Annotated in this window: 15 protein-coding genes; 8 read left to right on the top strand and 7 right to left on the bottom strand. The window is 72.2% G+C overall.

Going from position 1 to position 19901, the window contains the following annotated elements; translation table 11 throughout:
* Nucleotides 1-46: 46 nt before the first annotated feature.
* The gene (locus BJY17_RS12775) at nt 47-1372 is read left to right on the top strand and encodes a hypothetical protein (RefSeq protein ID WP_179551678.1); all 1326 of its coding nucleotides are present in this window, start codon (nt 47-49) and stop codon (nt 1370-1372) included.
* Nucleotides 1373-1450: 78 nt separating this feature from the next.
* Here the strand turns inward: BJY17_RS12775 and BJY17_RS12770 are convergent, their stop codons facing one another.
* Both BJY17_RS12770 and BJY17_RS12765 read right to left on the bottom strand, forming a co-directional pair.
* Complete coding sequence (locus tag BJY17_RS12770; protein WP_179551677.1) at nt 1451-2203, bottom strand: GAP family protein; 753 nt, start codon at nt 2201-2203, stop codon at nt 1451-1453.
* Between the two features lie 75 nt (nt 2204-2278).
* On the bottom strand, nt 2279-2611 hold the full coding sequence (locus BJY17_RS12765) for a DMT family transporter (RefSeq protein ID WP_179551676.1): 333 nt from the start codon (nt 2609-2611) through the stop codon (nt 2279-2281).
* Between the two features lie 143 nt (nt 2612-2754).
* Between BJY17_RS12765 and BJY17_RS12760 the strand changes: the two genes are divergently transcribed.
* The 4 genes from BJY17_RS12760 (at nt 2755) to BJY17_RS12745 (ending at nt 8243) form a co-directional block, all read left to right on the top strand.
* Complete coding sequence (locus BJY17_RS12760) at nt 2755-5298, top strand: AAA family ATPase (RefSeq protein WP_179551675.1); 2544 nt, start codon at nt 2755-2757, stop codon at nt 5296-5298.
* A gap of 176 nt (nt 5299-5474) precedes the next feature.
* Entirely contained in the window at nt 5475-6005 is a 531-nt protein-coding gene (locus BJY17_RS12755; RefSeq protein ID WP_179551674.1) for a hypothetical protein, read from the top strand.
* Entirely contained in the window at nt 5993-6301 is a 309-nt protein-coding gene (locus BJY17_RS12750) for a hypothetical protein (protein ID WP_179551673.1), read from the top strand. The genes BJY17_RS12755 and BJY17_RS12750 overlap by 13 nt, the downstream gene beginning before the upstream one ends.
* Before the next feature lie 76 nt (nt 6302-6377).
* Nucleotides 6378-8243: a cation:proton antiporter gene (locus BJY17_RS12745; RefSeq protein WP_179551672.1), complete on the top strand. Its 1866-nt coding sequence runs from the start codon at nt 6378-6380 to the stop codon at nt 8241-8243.
* 158 nt (nt 8244-8401) lie between these two features.
* Here the strand turns inward: BJY17_RS12745 and BJY17_RS12740 are convergent, their stop codons facing one another.
* The 4 genes from BJY17_RS12740 to BJY17_RS12725 form a co-directional block, all read right to left on the bottom strand.
* Nucleotides 8402-8956: a TetR/AcrR family transcriptional regulator gene (locus tag BJY17_RS12740; RefSeq protein WP_179551671.1), complete on the bottom strand. Its 555-nt coding sequence runs from the start codon at nt 8954-8956 to the stop codon at nt 8402-8404.
* 67 nt (nt 8957-9023) lie between these two features.
* The gene (locus BJY17_RS12735; protein ID WP_179551670.1) at nt 9024-11108 is read right to left on the bottom strand and encodes a YhgE/Pip family protein; all 2085 of its coding nucleotides are present in this window, start codon (nt 11106-11108) and stop codon (nt 9024-9026) included.
* Nucleotides 11108-11839 (bottom strand): ATP-binding cassette domain-containing protein, encoded by a 732-nt coding sequence (locus tag BJY17_RS12730; protein ID WP_179551669.1) that lies wholly within the window; start codon nt 11837-11839, stop codon nt 11108-11110. The genes BJY17_RS12735 and BJY17_RS12730 overlap by 1 nt, the downstream gene beginning before the upstream one ends.
* Nucleotides 11840-11978: 139 nt before the next feature.
* Nucleotides 11979-12878 carry an SMP-30/gluconolactonase/LRE family protein gene (locus BJY17_RS12725; RefSeq protein ID WP_179551668.1) on the bottom strand — a complete coding sequence of 300 codons (900 nt, stop codon included), beginning with the start codon at nt 12876-12878 and terminating at the stop codon, nt 11979-11981.
* 136 nt (nt 12879-13014) lie between these two features.
* Here BJY17_RS12725 and BJY17_RS12720 point away from each other — a divergent pair, with 136 nt between their 5' ends.
* Complete coding sequence (locus BJY17_RS12720; protein WP_246303729.1) at nt 13015-13908, top strand: dihydrodipicolinate synthase family protein; 894 nt, start codon at nt 13015-13017, stop codon at nt 13906-13908.
* The gene (locus BJY17_RS12715) at nt 13905-14624 is read left to right on the top strand and encodes an SDR family NAD(P)-dependent oxidoreductase (protein WP_179551666.1); all 720 of its coding nucleotides are present in this window, start codon (nt 13905-13907) and stop codon (nt 14622-14624) included. The genes BJY17_RS12720 and BJY17_RS12715 overlap by 4 nt, the downstream gene beginning before the upstream one ends.
* A 108-nt stretch (nt 14625-14732) precedes the next feature.
* Here the strand turns inward: BJY17_RS12715 and BJY17_RS12710 are convergent, their stop codons facing one another.
* A complete protein-coding gene (locus tag BJY17_RS12710; protein ID WP_179551665.1) occupies nt 14733-18758 on the bottom strand; it encodes a golvesin C-terminal-like domain-containing protein in 4026 nt (1341 codons plus the stop codon).
* Between the two features lie 98 nt (nt 18759-18856).
* Between BJY17_RS12710 and BJY17_RS12705 the strand changes: the two genes are divergently transcribed.
* Entirely contained in the window at nt 18857-19822 is a 966-nt protein-coding gene (locus tag BJY17_RS12705; RefSeq protein WP_179551664.1) for an acetylxylan esterase, read from the top strand.
* Nucleotides 19823-19901: the final 79 nt, after the last annotated feature.

Below are 19901 nucleotides of genomic sequence, written 5' to 3'. Positions count from 1 at the left end.
GACCCCCTTCTCCGCGCCCCTAGGCTTGGCCACCGAAGGGGGAACATTGACCGACGATTCCCGGGGCGAAGAGCCCCAGCAGACCATTCCCGAGACGCCTGGGGCGGCACCCGCACCGGCGGCGGCACCCGAGGCGGCGGCACCCGAGGCCGCGCCCGTGGCAGCGCCCGCACCCGAGGCCGCGCCCGCGGCAGCGGAGCCCGCACCCGAGGCGGCGCCCGCGGCAGCGGAGCCCGCCGCCCCCGCATACGCACCCGTCGTGACGGAGCCCGCCGCCCCGACGTACGCACCCGCGTACGCACCCGCGTACGCACCCGCGGCAGCGGCACCCGTTCACCCCGCAGCCGACGGCGCGGTGCCCCCGCCCAAGAAGGGCCTCGGCACGGGCGCGATCCTCGGCATCATCGGCGGCGGGCTCGTCGTGCTCATCGCCCTGATCGCGGCGATCGCGATCGCGATCGGCGCCGTGCGCGGAGTCGCGGGCGGCGGCACCCCCTTCGCCGGCGGCGGCAGCGCAGAGGAGACGGTCGAGGGGTATCTCACCGCCATCGCCGACGGCGATGCCGAGACCGCGCTCTCGTTCCTCTACGCGTCGGAATCGTCGAGCCCGCTGCTGACCGACCAGGTGCTCGCCGCGTCGCAGGAGCTCGCGCCCCTCACCGACATCGTGATCGGCGAGCCCGACGTCACGGGCGGCTACGCCCTGGTGCCCGTCACCTACTCGATCGGTGACACGCCCGTGACCACCGAGATCTCCGTCTCCGAGGACGCCGAGGGGTGGACGATCCCGGGCGGCACCGGCCAGCTGGCCGTCTACCAGCTCGACGGCCTCGAGCCCACCATCAACGGAGTCCCGGTGAGCGGCGAGTACGTCGATGCGTTCCCCGGCGCGTACGAGTACGGCGTGACCGTCGACGGGTTCGCCCTCGAGGGAGAGAACGTGGTCGTCGTGACCGCGCCCAGCGAGTACCCCGACACGAGCGGCATGGACGCAGTGCTCACGCCCGAGGCTGCGGACGCGTTCCGGCAGGCCGTCTCGGCCTCGATCGACGTCTGCGTCGCATCGAAGACCCTCGAGGCCGGGTGCGGGCTCACGATCCCGGCGACCCTGAGCGACGGAACCGAGCTCACCGAAGGCACCATCACCCGCACGCTCCCCGCCGAGACGCGCGCCGAGATCGGCGCGTTCGAGCCCGAGCTCAGCTACGACGCGCCGACCTTGGTGACGGGCGGCTACCTCGGCGTGGTCGAGGTCACCGCGGAGTGCACGAAGGACGGCTCCACCGGCACCTGCTCCGTGCTGTTCGGCCCGTCGTTCGGCACCCCGTCGATGAACCTCGCGACCGAGGGCGCCGTCGTCGAATGGGACTGACCCGCTGACGGGCTGACGCACCACCGAACGCGCGCATCGACCGACCGGTCGGTGCGCGCGTTCCGTCGTCTCGGGCGCTTACAGGAGCCCGTCGAACAGGTTCAGTTCGACGGCCGCCGCCCGCGCGAGCAGGAACCCGATGATGCCGACGATCCAGCCCGTCGTCTCCGCGGCGTTCTTCTCCATCCAGGCGCCGAGCCGCGCGAGCGGCCGCTCCATCGGCCGGGCCGCGACGAGCCTGAGGCCGAGCAGCGCGAGCGCGGGCAGCACCATGACGACGCAGTAGCCCGCGAGCACCAGGAACCGGGTGCCGGCGTCGAACTCCGACGTCGAGAGCAGCCCGATGCCGACCAGATAGGGCAGCATCGACGCGACCTCGACTGCAGCGGCCGCCACGGCGAGGCCCATGAGCGGCAGCAGCGTGCCACGCTCGTCGGCGACGTCGGTCACGGCGCGCTCGCGCCAGCGCGCGAAGCGGCCGGGACCCGTCTGCTTGCGCTTGCCTCCGATGAAGAAGGAGCCGATGAGCAGTGCCGCACCGACGACGAGCTGCGCCCAGAGGAACCCGGGCGTCGCGGCCAAGGTCATGAGCTGGGGCATGGCGGTGGCCGCGACCGTCAGCAGCAGGACGCCGACCAGGAGGTAGAAGCCGGCCACCGTCGCGAGGTAGATGAGGATGCGGCCGGGACGCAGCCGTCCGGGCGCGAGCAGCAGCCAGGTCGGAATGAGCAGGGTGCCGAAGCTCGTCGAGTCGACGAGCGCCAGCAGCGCGAGCGCGCCGAGGAGTGCGGGGCCGGTGAGGGCGGCCCCGCTCAGTATGTCCAGGTCCATCCGTCCAGCCTGTCGGATGCCGCGGGGCAGCGGATCCACCGCATGGTGGAGGTCGGTCGGCGGCGGGCGGCCCGATCAGGCGTGCGCGGCCGGCGCGGCGAAGACGTTGAGCACGATCACGCCGGCGATGATCAGCCCGATGCCGAAGAGCTTCGGCATCGTGAGGCTCTCGCCGAGGAACAGCACCCCGATCGTCGCGATCACCGCGGTGCCGACACCCGACCAGATCGCGTAGACCATGCCGATCTCGAGCTCGCGCACCGCCTGTGCGAGCATCGCGAACGACACCCCGTAGGCGGCGAGCACGCCCACCGTCCACCACGGCTTCGTGAAGCCCTCGGTCTTGCCGATGAAGCTCGTGGCCGCGACCTCGAAGACGATCGCGAGGGTGAGGAACAGCCAGGCCATGGTGGATTCCGTTCTCGAGTGGCGGGAGCAGCGGCATCCGACACTAGTCCAGCTCGGTGGCGACCCGCTCGATAGGGTGGTGGAACCGCACGGGCGATGACCTGCACGACGCCCGGATCGCTCGAACATGCAGAGGAACGGCTGTGAACGGACCGTCACGAAGCCCTGCAGCCCATGCCGCTCTCGGTCCGCCGCCGGACCTCGACGGCTACGCCGCGTTCGCCCGCGCGCTCGGGCGGCTCCGCCTCGATCAGGGGGCACCGAGCTTCGCCGAGCTCACCCGGCGGGTCACTGTGCTGCGCGAGCGACGAGGGTCGGGCGCCGCGCCCGGCCGGGTGACCGTCTACGACTGCTTCCGACCCGACCGGAGACGGATCGACGCCGATCTCGTCGGCGACATCGTGCTCGCGCTCGGGGTGCCCGCCGGTCCGGCCGAGGCCTGGCGGCGGCTCGCACTCCGCTTGGCCGGTGCCACCCTCGGCGATCACGTCGTCGTGAGCGAGCTGGGCGCCGGCCGTGCAGTGCCTCCGGCGTCGTCGGACGCTCCTCCGTCGACCCCCGCCGTCGCTCCCGGCACGGTGCTCGTCATCACCGGCCTGCCGGGCGTGGGCAAGAGTGTGCTCGCCCGGCGGTTGGCCGAGGGCGAGCGCGCCGCGGGCCGGGTCGACCTCGCCCTGAGGGTCGAGCTCCGCGGCTACGACAGCGTGCAAGCACCCGTGGCCGCCGAAGAGGCGCTCCGCGGCATCGCCCGCGCGCTCGGCGCCCGTACCGAGCACCGGGCCGGCGGCGCCATCCTCCGGCGGCGCATCGCCGAGGCGTGCGCCCGCCGCCCCACTCTGCTGCTCCTCGAGGACGCGGCAGCGGCGTCAGCCGTGGCGCCGCTCCTGATCGGCACCCCGGGCGCGCAGATCCTCGTCACGTCGCGCGCGATGCTCGACGACCTCGAGGCCGAGATCGAACGCGGGCGCGCTGGGTCCGCAGACCGCTCGGCGCCGCCGCGGGTACGGCGCCTGGTCGTCGAGCCGCTCACGAGCGAGCAGGCGATCGCCTCGCTCGAGCGGGAACTCGGCGATCGCATCACCCCCGGAGGTCACGACGCGATCGCTCGCCTGGCGCGAGCCTCGGGAGGGATCCGACTCGACCTCTCCGTCATCGCCCGCTTCGTGCGCGACAATCCGCGGTGGAGCCTCGACGACGTGGCCGAACGGTTCGAGAGCGGCGATGCCGACGAGCGAGTGCGCCCGTTCCTCCGGTCGACGGTGGCCACCCTCGACGACGACGCGATGGCGCTGTTCCGCTCGCTCGGGCTGCTCTCGGCACCGATCCACCGCGACATCATCGGGCACCTCGCGCCCGGCGCGGGCATCGCCCGCCTCACCTCGCTGCACCTCGTGGAGTCCGAATCGGGGCTGATCAGCATGCACGACACCGTGCGAGCCTTCGCCCGGCGCCTCGCACTCGACACCGATCCGCTCTCGGTTCGCCGCGAGTTCGGCCGGACCTTCGTGGCGGTCGTCGCCGAGCGCTCGCAGCTCGACCGGGTCGGGGTGGGTCAACTCCATGCCGCGGCGCTGCTCGCCGACGAGCTCGGCCTCCGCTCCGAGCTCGTCCGCCTCGCGCAGCGCTTCGCCGAACAGCTCGGCGACGCCGGCTACTGGGCCGAGGCGCACGACCTCCTGGTGCGAGCGGATGCCTCGGCCGAACCCGATGAGCGCGGCGACATCGCCGAGTTGCTCGCCCGGGCATCCGAGCGCCTCGGCGACGTCGACGCAGCCCTCGCGGCCCTGCACCGGGCCGAACGCATCGGCACCGAGGCGATGCCCGGGCGTCGCTGGAACATCATCGGCAACGTGCATCGCATGCTCGGCCGCTACGACCTCGCCGAGGAGGCGTACCGCACAGCGGGCGAACGAGCCTCGGCGGCGGGCAACGGCATCACCGAGGGGCGGGCGATCGGCAACCTCGCCGACCTCTCGCGGTTGCGCGGCAGGTCGACCGAGGCCGCATCCGGGTACGAGCACGCTCGGCAGATCAGCGAGTCGGCCGGCGACGAGGTCAACCTCGCGATCATCCGCTCGAATCGGGCGATGTTCCGGGGGGCGATCGGACGCACCGCTGAGGCCCTCGCCGACATCGACGGACTCATCCGGCACGGCACCACGGGCTTCTCCGCGTCGTACCTCCGGGTCGTGCGCACCGGCATCCTGGTCGCGGCCGGCGAGATCGACGAAGCCGCGGCGACGATCGCCCAGTGTCGCGCGATGCTCGACGGCTCGGAGGGCATCGAGGTCGAGCCCGAGCTCGACGTGCTCGACGCCCACGTGCAGCTGGCGCGCGGGCGCTTCGACGACGCCTCGGTGGCCGGCGAGCGAGCGCTCCGCGAGGCGCGGGAGGTCGGTTGGCCGCTCGTCGAGGCCGACGCGCTGAACACGCTCGGGGAGATCGCCGTCGCCACCGGCGAGTTCGGCCTCGCGGGCAGGCGGGCGACCGCAGCGCAGTCGGTCGCCGAAGCCATCGGCGATCCACTGGAACTGGCGAGGTCGCTCGCAGTGCACTCGGCGGTGCTCGAGTCGGCCGGCGATCCTGCTGCCGCCGGGGTCGCGGCCCGACGCGCGCTCGATCTCCTCGAATCGATCGGCCATGTGCGCACCCCGCGACTCCGCGAACGCGTCGCGCTGGTCGGCTGAGCGGACCAGCGCCGGTCGGCTGAGCGGATCGCGCTGGTCGGCTGAGCGGATCGCGCCGGTCGGCTGAGCGGATCGCGCCGGTCGTTCGGGCTCGTTCGGGAAACTCCCGACGCACCCTCCGCGCACCACAGGATGGGTCCGCCGCGTTCGCGGCTGTGTGCAGAGGAGAGACACGAATGGCGACCAAGCCGACCCTGATGGCATTCGCGGCAGCCGGTGCTGCGGTGACGATGATGCTCAGCGGATGCTCGAGCTCCGGACCCGAGACGAAGCAGATCGGCGAGTCCGCGAGCTTCGACCTCACCGCCGGCGAGGCGAAGCTGCCGGTCGAGGTCTCGGTGACCTCGCTCGAAGCTGCGCCCGCGGAGATCTCCGAGGCGTACGCCGGCGGCGACGAGATCTGGTTCGCCGACATCGACTTCCGCTACACGGGCGACGCGGTCGACGACCCTGCGAGCCTCAACATCCTGTTCTCGGGCATCTACTCCGAACTCGCGAACGGCGACTACCTCGACACGACGTTCACCGGCATGGAGGAGTGCAACGGCCCGAGCGGCGGCAGCCCGACCGAGATCGTCGAGGCGCTCGCGGCCGGCGAGACGGTCTCCGGATGCTTCCCGCTCTCCTCCGACGGCGACAACGGCGTCACCGGGGTGTACGTCGGTTCCTCGAACCTCGACGAAGGCGGTGCGCTGTGGCGTCCGTGACCCCGAACGAGCCGCAGGCGCCGCCCGCGGCTCCCGAGTCCGACTCATCGGCCGCGCCCGACGAGGAGCGCGAGACACCGTGGGGATGGTTCGGCGGCGGCGCGATCGCCCTCGCGATCGCCGTGGCGTACTTCACCCCGCTCTGGGATGAGGTCGCCGACGGATCTTCGGGCCGCCGCGCCGGCTTCTCGGCCCTGCTCGGATCGATCGGGCCGTTCGGCGTCGCCGGTATCGCCCTCGTGGTCGCCGTCGTCTTCGTGGTCCTCGGGGTACGCGAGATGCGCAGGCAGCACTAGGCCGCCACGGGCCTCCGGGTCACGCCGCTCCGCTCCGCCCGAGCGGCGGCGACCGCTGTCGCGGCAGAATGCTCTCATGGACCTGCTCCTCGCGGGCGTGCTCGCGCTGCTCGCCATCGCGGCCGCCACAGCGGTGGCGCCGAAGCTCGGCGTCGCCGCGCCGCTGCTGCTCGTGCTCGTCGGCCTCGGCGTTGGGCTGCTGCCGGCGGTGCCGTCGTTCGAGATCGACCCCGAGTGGATCCTCGCTGGGGTGCTGCCGCCGCTCCTCTACTCGGCCGCGGTCTCGATGCCGGCGATGGAGTTCCGCCGCGACTTCGGCGCGATCAGCGGGCTCTCGATCGTGCTCGTGGTCATCACCGCGGTGCTGCTCGGGCTGCTGTTCGCATGGCTGATCCCCGGCCTCGGCATCGCGTGGGGCATCGCCCTCGGCGCGATCGTGAGCCCGACCGACGCGGTCGCGACGTCGATCGTGAAACGCCTCGGCGTCTCGCCGCGAGTGGTCGCGATGCTCGAGGGCGAGAGCCTGCTCAACGACGCCAGCGCGCTGGTGCTGCTGCGGGCGGCGATCGCGGGCGCCGCGGCATCCGTCTCGATCTGGGGCGTCGCCGGCTCGTTCGTGTACTCGATCGTCATCGCCGCCGTCATCGGCGTCGCCGTCGGCTGGGTCAACCTGCGGGTGCGTGCGCGCATCGTCAACCCGACGGTCAACACGGTGATCTCGTTCACGATGCCGTTCCTCGCCGCGATCCCGGCCGAGCACCTCGGCGCTTCGGGCCTCGTCGCCGCCGTGGTCGCGGGGCTCGTCACCGGTCGCGGGGCGGCGCGTTTCCTCAGCCCGCAGCATCGCCTGTCGGACGCCCAGAACTGGCGCACGGTCGAGCTCGTGCTCGAGGGCGCGGTGTTCCTCGTGATGGGGCTCGAGCTCACGGCGATCGTCGCCGATGTGGAGGCGGCCCACGAAGGCGCCTGGTTCGCCGTCGGGCTCGCGGCGATCGCATTGACGGCGACGGTGCTGATCCGCGCCGCATTCGTCGCCCCGCTGCTCGCCGCACTCTCTCGCCGGGCGAGCCGCGCCGCCACCATCAAGGGCGTCATCGCCGACCGGGCGGCCGCAGGCGCGGCGAGCCTCGAGCGCGGGCCGGGTCTCGGTCGAGAGCGCGGGCGCGCCGCCATCGAGACGAAGCACCTCGAGCATCGGGCCTCGCTCGGGGCCGACCGGCGTGCTCCCCAACCCTCTGCGGCGAGGACCGAACGATTCCGCACGATGTGGCGGCGGCGGGTCGCCGACATCGACTACCTGCTCGCCCAGCCGCTCGGCTGGCGCGAGGGAACGATCGTGGTGTGGGCGGGAATGCGCGGCGTCGTGACGCTCGCCGCCGCGCAGACCCTGCCGTCGGAAACCCCCAGTCGCTCACTGCTCGTCCTGATCGCGTTCGTCGTCGCGGTCGGCTCCCTGCTCGTGCAGGGCGGCACGCTGCCGTGGCTCGTGCATCGGCTGCTGCCCGCTCGCGACCCCGGCGAGAGTCGCGCGGAGCGACGCGAACTCGAGCACGTGCTGCGCTCCGCCGCGATGGCCGAGATGGCGAACGACGACGACCCCGCGGTGCGTGCGATGGCCGAGCGCATGCGCGCCGCCTGGCAACTCTCGAACGCCGAGGGCTCGAGCGAGTCGGATGAATCGAACGAGACGGATGCCCCGGGCGACGCTGATGCCCCGGGCGACGCGAGCGCCGCCGCCAAGGTCTCCCCCGCGGCATCCGACCGCCGGATCGACCCCGAGCAGGTGCGCCTGCTCCGCCTCCGCATGATCGAGGCCGAGCGCAACGCCCTGCTCGATGCGCGCGACGACGGCACGTTCAGCGCCGCGGCGCTCAGCGCCGCCCTCGAAGACCTCGACGCCGAGCAGATCAGCGTCGAGCTGAAGGGCACCGAGAGCGCCTGACGCCGACGCCTTTCATGCACCCGAGTACCCGATGTGCACGGGAGTACCGATCGCGAACGGATGCCGCGGCACTCCGCTGCTCATCGGGTACTCGGGCGCGCGAGGCGCGAGGCGCGAGGCGCGAGAGGCGCGAGAGGCGCGCGGCGCGCGGCGCGAGCTCAGCGCACGCGGAGCGTCGCGAGGATCGCGGCGGCGACCTCGTCGCGGCTTCGCTCGGGCTCGAACACGAGCCACTCGAGCCCCGACATGAGCACCGCCCCGAACACGCCCGACGCCATGATGCTGCTGCGTCCGGCCGCGGCATCGGTCTCGTCGATCGCCTCGGCGAACACGGCGAGCGCTTCGTGCCGCAGCGCGAACAGCGTCTGCTGCCAGGCACGGTCGGTGCGGAAGATCTCCGACGCCATGAGCCTCGCGAGCGCGGCGTTGCCGGCGACGATGTCCAGCAGCCGGATGACGAGCGCATCGACCGCGTCCCACCCGCGCAGCTCGCCCTTCGCGCTGCGGAGGGACTCGGCGAGCGCGCCGACGCCCTCCTGCAGCATCGCCTCGAAGAGCTGGTCCTTCGAGCTGAAGTTGTAGTAGAGGCTGCCCTTGGCGACCCCGGCGAGTTCGGCGACCTCGTCCATGGTCGTGCCGGTGATGCCCTTCGTGGCCGCCAGCTCGAGCGCGGCGTCGAGGATGGCGCGCTTCGTGGTGTTCGCGCGTGCCATGGTGTCTCCTCGTCGTTCGTCGCTCGAGCTGTGCGGCCGCGGCGCAGGGCCGGCCGACCCGGGCCGGCTAGATCGCCAGTTCGGGGTGGAGCCGGCTGACGCTCCACATGCGCTGCTTGCCGGCGCTCCAGGCGCTGATCGCGAGCGAGCCCACGAGGATGCCGGCCATCACGAGCACCGAGAGCCACAGTCTAGAGTCCACGCCGCCGGTGATGAGCTCGCGCAGGCCGCTCACCACGTAGGAGGCGGGCATGAACGGATGCAGCCACTGGAAGAACTCGGGCGTCGTCTCGACGGGGTACGTGCCGCCCGAGGAGCTGAGCTGCAGCATGAGCAGCACGAGGCTCACCACTCGGCCCGCCGCGGTGCCGAGCACGATGATGAACATCTGCTGCAGGGCGAGGAAGGCGAGCGTCACGAGGTAGATGAACGCCGAGGTGCCGAGCCAGTACGCCGGCTCGAGGCCGATGCCGTAGACCAGCACGAGCACCATGATCACGACCTGGCCGAGACCGATCGCCATGGCGGGGAGGAACCCGGTCATCACGGCGCGGAGGCCGCTCGCCGAGGCCGCGAGCGCCCGGGTCGGCAGGGCGCGCAGGATGAGCCACGTGATGAGCCCGCCGACGAAGGTCGCGAGCGCGATGAAGAACGGGGCGAATCCCTCGCCGAAGCTCTTCGACTCGTTCTGCCAGCTCTGCTCGAGCTGCACGGGAGCGGCGGAGACCGCGGCCTTCGCGTCGATGTCGGCGGAGCTGAGCTGCGGCGCAGCGCTTGCACCCTCGTCGAGCTTGTCGGCGAGCGTGCGGCTGCCGTCGGCGAGCTTCGTGGCGCCCGAGGCGAGCGCGGTGCCGCCGTCGGCGAGTTGGCCGGTGCCGCTCACGAGGTCGTCGGTGCCGGAGCTGAGGGCGGCGGCGCCGCTCGCGATGGTCTGGGCACCGGATGCCGCTTCGCCCGACTTGGCCGAGAGGGTCGACGCTCCGTCGCTCACCTGGGCGGCGCCGGCCGCGAGTTCGGCGGCCTTCGGCGACCCGGCGTTGAGCCCGGCCGAGAGCTGGTCGACGGCCCCGGCGTACTGGCCGCTGAGCCCCGCGTATCCCTGCACGGTCGGCAGCGCGGTCTGCGCGGCGCCGTCGATGCCGACGGCGATCGCCTGGATCTCGGCGAGGCGGGCGGTCACGTCGACGGAGTCCGCCTGCTCCCCCGCGAGGTCGGCCTCGAGGCTCGCGATCTTCGACGAGAGCAGGGCGGTGCCCTGTGCGAGCTCGCCCGTCTTCGTCGCGATTCCGGTCGCACCGTCGGCGAGGCCGTGCGCCTTCTCGGCGAGCACGGCGGCGCCGCTCGCGGCGTCGTCGACCTTGCCGGAGAGTTCTGCCGCGCCATCCGACACCCGGGTCGCCCCGGCCGAGAGCGTGCCTGCGCCCGAGGCGAGCTGCTCGAGGCCCTCGGCGAGGGTGCCGGTGCCATCGGCGAGCTGCACGGCGCCCGCGTCGAGGGCGTCGGCACCGGTCGCGAGGTCGCCGAGACCGACGACGAGTCGCCCGGCTCCGTCGTTCGCCGTCTTGACGCCGTCGGCGAGGGTGGTCGCGCCGTCGGCGGCCGAGCGGATGCCCGCACCGGCGTCGTTCAGGCCGATGAGCATCGCGTCGGCGGTCTGCCGTCCGACCTGCTCGGCAACGGTGTCGCGCAACTGGACCATCGCCTGCTGGCCGAGCGTGGAGGCGAGGAAGCTGTTCGAGTCGTTGTAGTCGACCTCGACGGTCGCGGGCTTCGGGTCGTCGGTGCCGACCGAGACGGCACTGGCCGAGAAGTCGGCCGGGATCGTGACGGCGAAGTAGTAGTCGCCGTCGGCAACGCCGCTCGTGGCGTCCGCGGCATCGGTCACCTGCCAATCGAGGTCGTTCCGGCTCGTGAGCTCGTCGACGAGGTCGTCACCCGCGGTGATCGCCTCGCCCCCGCTGCTCGCGCCGGTGTCCTCGTTCACGAGGGCGACGGGGAGGTTCTTCATCTCGTCGGTCGGCGCCCAGAACGCCCAGAGGTAGAGGGCGCCGTAGATGAGCGGGATGAACAGGAGCACGACGAGCGCGATCTTGGGCAGCGTGCCCTTGCGGAAGCGGCGCAGCTCGGTGCCGGAGGAGAGGAAGGCGAACATCAGGCGTGCTCCAGGATGAGGTCGAGGGCGTCGGGGTCGGCGACTGCCGGGGCCTCGGGCGCGAGCGGGGTGAGGTCGAAGGCGAGCGGGGCCATGCCGAGCTCGTTCCAGATGGCGGTGTCGGGCGCGGCGGCGGACGCCACGACGGCGGTGCCCGCTCGGGTGATCGCGTCGAGGCGCTTCCAGAGCGTGCGCCGGGCCGCCGGCGACTGCAGCTGCTCGATCTGGTCGAAGAAGAGCACCTCGGGCTCGCTCATCATCGCGAGCGCGATGCGCAGCAGCACGGTCTGCACCTCGTCGAGATCCCAGATCAGGGTGTCGGTCGCCGGCAGCGGCACCTCGCCGAACACCGGGGCGAGCACGCGGCGGAGCTCGGCGTCGTCGGTGCGGCGCACGATCGCCCACCAGGGCGAGATCCAGGCGGCGCGCTCGCGGATCGCGGCGCCGACGGTGACCGATTCCTCGAGCGTGTCGATGCCCTGGAACCCGGCGATCGCGGTCGCGCGCTGCACCGGTCGGGCACGGCGGGGCAGCTCGTACCCGAGCACCTCCACGGTGCCGCTCGAGGGCTTCATGCGCCCGGCGAGGGTGAGCAGCAGGCAGGTGCGACCGCTGCCGGCCGGGCCGTGGAGCACGGTGAGGCCGCGGTCGGCGACGAGGTTCACGGGGCCGTAGACGGGGCCGCGCTTGGAGTGGAGGGCGAGTTCGTGCGCCCGCACGATGATCGACACGATGCATCCTTCGGAATTTGTACTGACTAGTCAGTTTAGATCCGAGACGCGGAATTGGCAACCCGGGTCGCCGGAGCGGGCCCGGGTACCCCGCAATGCCCGCCGGGGCGAACTGCCGCGACGAGCCGCCGCGGCCGGCCTAGCGAGCGGCGGGCGTCGCCTGCGGCGGCGCCCCGCGCCACGGCAGCGACGGCGCCCCGCCGACCTCGACCTCGACGCCGAGGAGCGCGCCGTCGGCGTCGCTCGGATCCGTCAGCCCGATGCTCGCCGTCGTGATCACGAGCAGCCGGTCGACGAGCGCGACGGCCGTGGGCCGCTTCGACGGCAGCTCGATCGTCTCGAGCAGCACGCCGTGCGGCGAGTAGCGGCGAACCTCGCCGGCATCCCAGACCGCGACCCAGAGCATGCCCTCGAGGTCGATCGCCATGCCGTCGGGATTGCCGCCCTCGACCCGGCACACGGTGCGACGGTTGCCGAGCGTGCCGTCGGGTGCGACGTCGAATGCCTCGATGCTCCGGTGCGGCAGCGTGTCGATGTAGTACAGCGTCTCGCCGGTGCGATCGAACGCGAGTCCGTTCGAGACGGTCACGCCACCGAGGCGCTCGGTCGCCACCCCGTCGGCGTCGAAGCTCCAGAGCGAGCAGTGCGGGTCCCTCGGCATCGACTGGCTGCCCACCCAGAAGCGCCCGGCCGGGTCGCAGCCGCCGTCGTTCATGTAGTCGTCACCCGAGGCGATGTCGACGGCGATCGGTGACACGGCGCCGTCATCGTCCACGTGCACGACCCCCTGATCGACGGCCACGGCCCACCCCGCGCCGGGCTCGGCGAGCGGCACGGGCGCGCCGATCTGCCGTCCGACGATCACGGCGGTCGTCGGCACCACCCTTCCGCCTTCGAGTCGCCCGCGATGGAACGCGCCGGTCGCCATGTCGATCCATCCGAGACCGCCGTCGCGGCTGTCCCATCGGGGCGATTCGGCCTGGACGTACCGCTCGGCGGAGATGATCTCGACGGTTCGTGAGGAGGTGGAGCGCGACATCCGTGTCATCCTTCGGTGGTGGAGGTACCCGATATGTGGCAGGCTATCTCACAATATGAATGTCAGTTGCGAGACTGGCAGAAGCAACGACGCTGAAGTGAGGAACTGGCCAATGGCCCCGAAGCTCCATGGCTTGATGCCGATTCTTGCCACCCCGTTCGACGAATCGGGCGCACTCGACCGCCCAAGCCTGCGACGACTGGTCGAGTTCCAGCTCGCCTCCGGCGTCGACGGCGTGGCCGTCTTCGGAATGGCGAGCGAGGGCTTCGCGCTCACCGCCGCCGAACGCCGCACCATCCTCTCCGACGTCGTCGAGGTCGTCGACGGTCGCGTGCCCGTCATCGCCGGTGTCAACGGCACCTCGACGGCGACCTCGATCGAGCAGTCGCTCATCGCCCAGGAGGGCGGAGCCGACGCGCTCATGGTGCTGCCGCCGTTCATGGTGAAGCCGCCGGCTGCGAGCCTCGTCGACTTCTACGGCGAGGTCGCTGCGGCCACCTCGCTCTCGGTGATGGTGCAGGACGCCCCCGGCGTGACCGGCGTCGCCATGCCCCCGTCGCTCATCGCCGAACTCGCCCGCCTCGACGGCGTCGACTCGGTGAAGATCGAGGCGCCCCCGACCGCTCCGAAGGTCGGCGCGGTCGTCGAGGCGATCGGCGACGCCGACTTCGCGGTGCTCGGCGGGCAGAACGCGCAGTTCTGCCTCGAGGAGTACGCGCGCGGCGCCGTCGGCACGATGCCGGCCTGCGAGTTCGCCGACCTGCTCGCCCCGGTGCTCGAACTGTTCGTCGCGGGGCGCGTCGAGGAGGCGCGCGCCGGGTTCCGCCGTATGCTCCCCCTCGTGCTGGTGGGCCTGCAGGGCGGCATCGCGTGGGCGGTGCACAAGGAGGTGCTCGTCGCGCGCGGCATCATCGACCACGCCACCGTGCGCTACCCGGCCGCTCGCCTCGACGCCGGCAGCCGTGCCGCCGTCGACCTCGTCATCGAAGAGCTCGACCTCCCGCCCCTGCCGACCGCGGTGCGCGTGTGACCCGTCGCGGCGTGCTGCTGATCGGCGGCGGATCCGACATCGGGCTCGCGATCGCCGCTGCCTTCTCCGAGCAGGGCGACGCGGTCGTCGGAGTGGGGCTCGAGGCATCCGTCGACCCCGTCTTCGAGCGGTACCTCACCGCCGACTGCAGCCGAGCGGATGCCGCGGCGCAGGCCGTCGCCGACGCCGAGCAGGCGCTCGGCCGCCTCGACGTCGTCGTGCTCGCCGCCGCCCGCATGCCGATCGGCCGGGCCGACGCCACGAGCGACGACGATTGGCGGGGCGCCCTCGGTGCGACGCTCGACTCGGCGTTCTTCGTGGCGCGCGCGGCACTGCCGCGGCTCGCACCCGGCTCGTCGATCGTCGCGGTCACGTCGGTCAACGCGTCCCTCGCCGCGCCCGGCCTGCCCGCCTATGCCGCTGCCAAGGCGGGCGTCGAGGGCCTCGTCCGGCAGTTGGCGCTCGACTACGGCCCGCACGGCGTCCGGGTCAACGCGGTCGCGCCCGGGAGCATCTCGGCGACCGAGACCGGCGAGAGCGAGGGCTACCCGCTCGGCCGCATCGGCCGGCCCGAGGAGGTCGCCGCCGTGGTGGCCTTCCTCGCTTCGGAGGCCGCGTCGTTCGTCACCGGCACGACGATCCCGGTCGACGGCGGCCTGTCGATCTCCTCCCCCGCCGCCTGGCTGAAGCCCGCGCTGCGCGACCGCTGGCTCTGAGCCCCGGTCGGTCGTGCGGCGCTGCATGCCGCCTGTCGACCGCCGCGCCACCCAATGCCGAACGCCTGCCGGCCGGTGCTCTCGCACTCGGCCGGCAGGCGTTCGCCGTCAGTTCCCGACGCGAACGAACTGCGCGGCGCTGACCCGGTGGAACGAGGCGTTGCGCACCTCCAGTCGCACCACGCCGACCGCGCCGGCGGCGTAGCGGAACGTGCCGAGCGGCCGCCAGGCGGCCGCCCCCTCGGTCTGGTTCACGACGACCTCGGTGCTGCCAGCCTGATGCTCGACGATGTAGGCCGCCGAGGTGGTGGTCGTCGGGTTCGTCGGGTACCAGACCGAGACCCGGTACTCGCCGGCCTCGGGCAGGTTCACCTGCCAGGTCACGGTGCTGCCGATCGAGTCGACGTCGCTGTAGCGGGTCCGGGTGCCGTTCCACCCGGCCAATCCGCTCGGATACCACAGGCCGGTCTCCAGGTAGCCGGGCCAGGGCGACTGCGTGTGGGCGATCACGCCCTCGTCGGCGACCCGCACGAGCACGCCACGGCGGAGGGTGCCGTCGAGCCGCGCCTCGAACCGGTTCGTCGACCCCGGCGCCACGGCCGATCCGGCCGTCACCGTCCAGGTGTGCGTCAGGTCGGAGCGCGGGGGCACCTCGATCACCGCCTCCTTCTGGCCGACGCTCCACCCGGTCGCGCCGAAGAGGGCGAGCGTGGCGCGGAGGGGGGTGACGCCGGTGTTGATGACCAGGGCGGTCAACCGCGCGGTCTCGCCGGGGCCACTGACGATGGCGGTGTCAGTGGTGAGCGAGACCAACCGGCGCCGGTCGATGACCTCGATCGCCGCGGGCCGCAGCTCCACCGGGTCGCCGTCGGCAGTCGACACGGATGCCTCGATCCGGACCTCGCCGGGCGCGGAGCCCGCCGAGATGATCGCCGCGGCGTCGACCCTGGCCGAACCCTGCGCGGGGACCGAGACGGTCGGCGCGCCGCCGTCGAGCTGCCAGCCGTCGGGCAGGGTGAGGGCCACGTCCCCGGCGAACGACTCGTCGGTCGGGTTGCGCACCTCGATGACGAGCGGCACCCGGTCGCCGGCCGTGCTCGTGGCCTGGGCGACCACGTCTCCGGCGACGCCGGAGTCGGCTCCGCTGATGCGGTTCGGCAGACGCAGCGTGGCCTCCTCGGTGGTCGCCGAGCCGACGCTGATCGTGTAGCTGAACGCGTCGGCCGACGAATCGACGGGGATCGTCCACTCGTACGGGTAGCCCTTCGCCGGCGCGTCCTGTGCTGGCCCGTCGCCGATCCGGTAGCTGAGCCTGGCCGGCTCCTCCGTGTCGATCTGCACGTAGGCGTCGTAGCCGGGGCGGTCGGGGCGCACCAGCAGCACGCCACGAGCGAGGCCGTAGTCGGTGCCCGGATCGGTGTCGACCTCGTGGAAGCTGTCGGGGCCGCGATCGACGATGTCGTCGAACGGCAGTGCCGGTCGCTCGACCGTCACGCCCCTCACGACCAGTGCGACCAGCCCGTGTCCGGGCACGCGCACCTTGATGCGACCGCCGGCGGCGGTCTGCGGCGTGCGAGTGCCGTCGGCGGCCACGACCTCGACGACCGGCGCATCGCTCCCCGTCAGCCCGGTCAGCTCACCGGTGAGGTCGACGACCACGAACTGCGCGCCGGCCGCCGAATTGGTGAGGCTGACGTACAGGGAGTCGTTGCCCGCCCCTGCCATCCAGTTGACCAACGGGTTGTCGAGGGAGACCAGGCCGGCCGGGAAGTAGGGCCACACGCCGTCCTCGCCGAAGAAGGTGCCGGGGGCGTGGCCGTAGGCGAAGTACTTGAAGTAGGCGAAGTCGGCCTCGAACACGTGCGGGAAGTCGATCCTGCCGGCACTGCGGTAGAAGCTCTCGTTGATCAGGTAGTCCATCGCGAGCCCGAGCTGGGCGGGTGCGTGGTGGAAGTAGTACCCGGTGATGGCGACCGGGCCGCTCGTGGCGAAGTCGGGCTTCATCTGCGCGACCTGGAATTGGCGGCTGTAGTAGCCGGGGTAGGTGGTGAACCGGCCGATGACCATGTTGTGCGCGACGTCGGCCAGCAACGGGTCGCCGGCATGATGGGCCAGCCGGAGCAGGGCGCCGGCCCAGCACGGGTTGAACACGTAGCCGCCGCCCGGATCGGTCAGCGAACTGGTCCCGAGCTTGAACGACGACAGCGCCTCGAAGGTGAGGCCGGTCGCGGAGACGTACCAGGCGGGCACGGTCTCGGGCGCGACCTCGGTGTTCGGGTACGACGGGAGGGAGGTCCGCGACTCCCAGTCGTACTGCTGCATGACCACATGGCCCTCGGGCACCGTGACCGTCGTGTCGGGCACCGGCCGCACCGCGGTCTGGGTGATGAATCGCTGCGCCTCCCGGTGCGCCCCCTCGAGGAACTCGGCCTCGCCCGTGAGCTCGAACAGCACCAGCAGATCGACCCAGTACTTCGAGAAGCTGTAGGCGAATCCACCGGGCGGCTGCCCGTTGCCGCGGTACGGCGTGAGGATCTCCTCCTGCACGTAGCGCTTGCCGATCAGCGTCGCCTCGGCCAGGTAGGCCGGGTCCCCGGTGACCTGGTAGGTCGCCAGTGCGGTCGCGAACGGTGCTCGGCTCTGCCCGACGACCCCGGCCTTGGTGGCCTGCACGGCGAGCCGCTGGATTCCCGCGTTGCGGCCATGGGTGAGTTGCGAGAGCGCCGCCAGGTTCACCGCGTCGGTGGGGATCCGACCGATCCGGTACTGCGTCTTGTCGTTGTAGACCGAGCCGCCGATGACGGGCGAGTGCCCGATCCCCTTGCGCGACAGCTGGTACTCGATCGCCGGCCGCGCGCGTCGGTCGTAGAGGGTGCCGTCGGCGGTGCCGGTCAGGTAGTGGGCCGAGAGCAGCACGCCGCTGGCCGCGGTGCGCACCGCGTCCTCGTTCTCCACATCGACGAAGCCCTTGCCGCGGTTCCACCAGCCGGAGTACGAGGGGATGTAGTCGACCGAGTCGTCGCCGTCGGGCTCGATCGCGATGAGCTCGGTCATGGCGTGCACGGCATCGGTCAGCGAGCGGTCGTAGACGTTGCGTCGGTAGGCCTTCAGCCCGTACTCGCCCCGGCACAGTTCGGTGTACGTCTCGTAGAGCGTGCCGGCGCGGGCCGCCAGGCCGAAGGCGAAGCCGCGCCGATCACCGGCCGCCATGGCGGTACGCAGCCCCGGCTGCGGCGCGTAGATGCTCGGCACGAGGTCGAGGCTGTCGTTGCGCAGGCTCATCCCGTAGGGCTGCCGATCGGACATCAGCTGGCGCTCGTGCACGAACTCGGCCACCTCGGCGGGCAGGTAGACCCCCGAGGTGACGGCGACGTCGGCGACGGAGTACTGGGTGAGCGCCATCGGCGCGAACAGCTCCCATGCGCCGAGGGGGGCCGAGCCGTCGACCACCGAGAGTGCGTGCTGGTACGACCCGCACAGCACCTCGTCGAGGTCGTCGAGCTGCTTGGCGTCCTGGCTCTGGTAGCCGACGAGGTAGTCGCCGGCCTTCTTGGCCCGCAGCACGTAGTGCGCCTCGGGGTGATCGCCGTCGAGCCGCCAGTTGACGATGAGCTCCACGTCGTCGGTGCTGGTGCGCAGTTCGATCGCCTTCGAGCTGAGTCGCCGGAACGAGGTGAAGCCCAGCCAGGCCGGCTGCAGCGGCCCGTACAGCTCGGGCGCACTGCCCGAGGGCAGCGTGCCGGCCAGCACGACCCACTGCTCGTCGAAGCGGTGCTCGGGGTCGGTCAGCGACAGCCACCGGCCGTCGTGCTTGATCTCGAGATCGCGCACGATCGTCTCGCCGCCGTCCCAACTGGCCTGGAAGAAGGTCATCCGGTGCTTGCGCCCGACGAGCTGGGCCACGCGGGTGAACGACAGCTCGGGCTTCTCCAACCGGCGCAGGGCGTCGGCATACGAGCCGTTCACGCCGCTGAAGCCGGGGTCCGCCGCGGCAGGAGCGGCATCGGCGCCGAGGACCGCCGGAAGCACGCCCGCGGCCAGCAGCAGCTGCAGCGCCGAACGCCGGCTCCACAGCCCCTGGCCGTGGGCGACCCCTGCTTCGTCGTTGATTTCCGGCTTCTTCGTTGAATCCATGATGCACATGATGCATGCGATATGCGACAGTGTCAATGGCTATGCGGCCAGCGGCGCCGGTAGCGTCGACCATGCACTCGTCCTGAGAGGAACACGCGGTGACCCCGAACCGACCAGAGGAACTGACCGAGTACTCGCTGACCGCGCTGCTGACGCCGGCAGGGCGGCCGGAGGAACCCGCCGACTTCGACGAGTTCTGGCGAGGCACGTTCGAGGAGTTCGGCACCGGACCCGTCGCCTGGGAGCGCGTGCGCGACCTCGACGCCACCGAGGCGCACCACGTGACGGAGATCCGGTTCGCGTCTTCGGCCGCTGAGCCGACCGTGGCGTTCCTGATGGTGCCGCGCGTCGCCGCCGTCGTGCGCCGCGGACTCGTGATCGGACACGGCTACGGCGGCCGCGCAGCGCCCGACCCCGACCAGGTGCCCGCGGACACGGCCGCGATCTTCCCCGCCGCACCGGGCACGGCGCCGAACACCTCGAGTCGCTTCCCGGCGCTCCCCGACGAGCATGTGCTCGCGGGCATCGCGCACCGCGACACGTACTCGCACCGCTTCGCCGCCGCCGACGTCTGGCGCGCCGCGACCGTGCTGCTCGACGCCGCCCCCGCCGTCGCCGGGGCGCTCGACTTCAGCGGCGGCAGCTTCGGCGGCGGCATCGGCGCGATGGCGCTCCCGTGGGACGACCGCTTCCGGCGCGCCTCGCTCGACGTGCCGAGCTTCGGGCACCATGCGATCCGCCTCACCCGGCAGTGCACCGGCAGCGGCGAGGCCGTGCGCCGGCATCTCGTCAACCACCCAGAGGTGGGCCACGTGCTCGGCTACTTCGACGCCGCCGTGGCGGCCCAGCGCGTCCGCATCCCCGTGCATGTGGCAGCGGCGGTGCTCGACCCCGCCGTCGACCCGCGGGGGCAGTTCGCCGTCTTCCACGCGCTCACCGGCCCGAAGCGCCTCACCGTGCGACCGAACGGGCACCTCGACGGGCCCATTGCGGCGGTCGGCGAACGGATGTCGCGGCAGGGCGCCACCGACTTCTTCGCGCTCCCCGACGACCACTTCGCCTGAGCACTGCAGCCGACCGGGGCATCCGGGTCGAGCGGATGCCCCGGGGCGCGCCGAACGCCGGCCGCCTGCGGGTCCCTCC

The organism is Agromyces hippuratus, from assembly GCF_013410355.1.
GTDB classification, from domain to species: domain Bacteria; phylum Actinomycetota; class Actinomycetes; order Actinomycetales; family Microbacteriaceae; genus Agromyces; species Agromyces hippuratus.
This window is presented reverse-complemented; position numbering and strand designations above follow the sequence as displayed.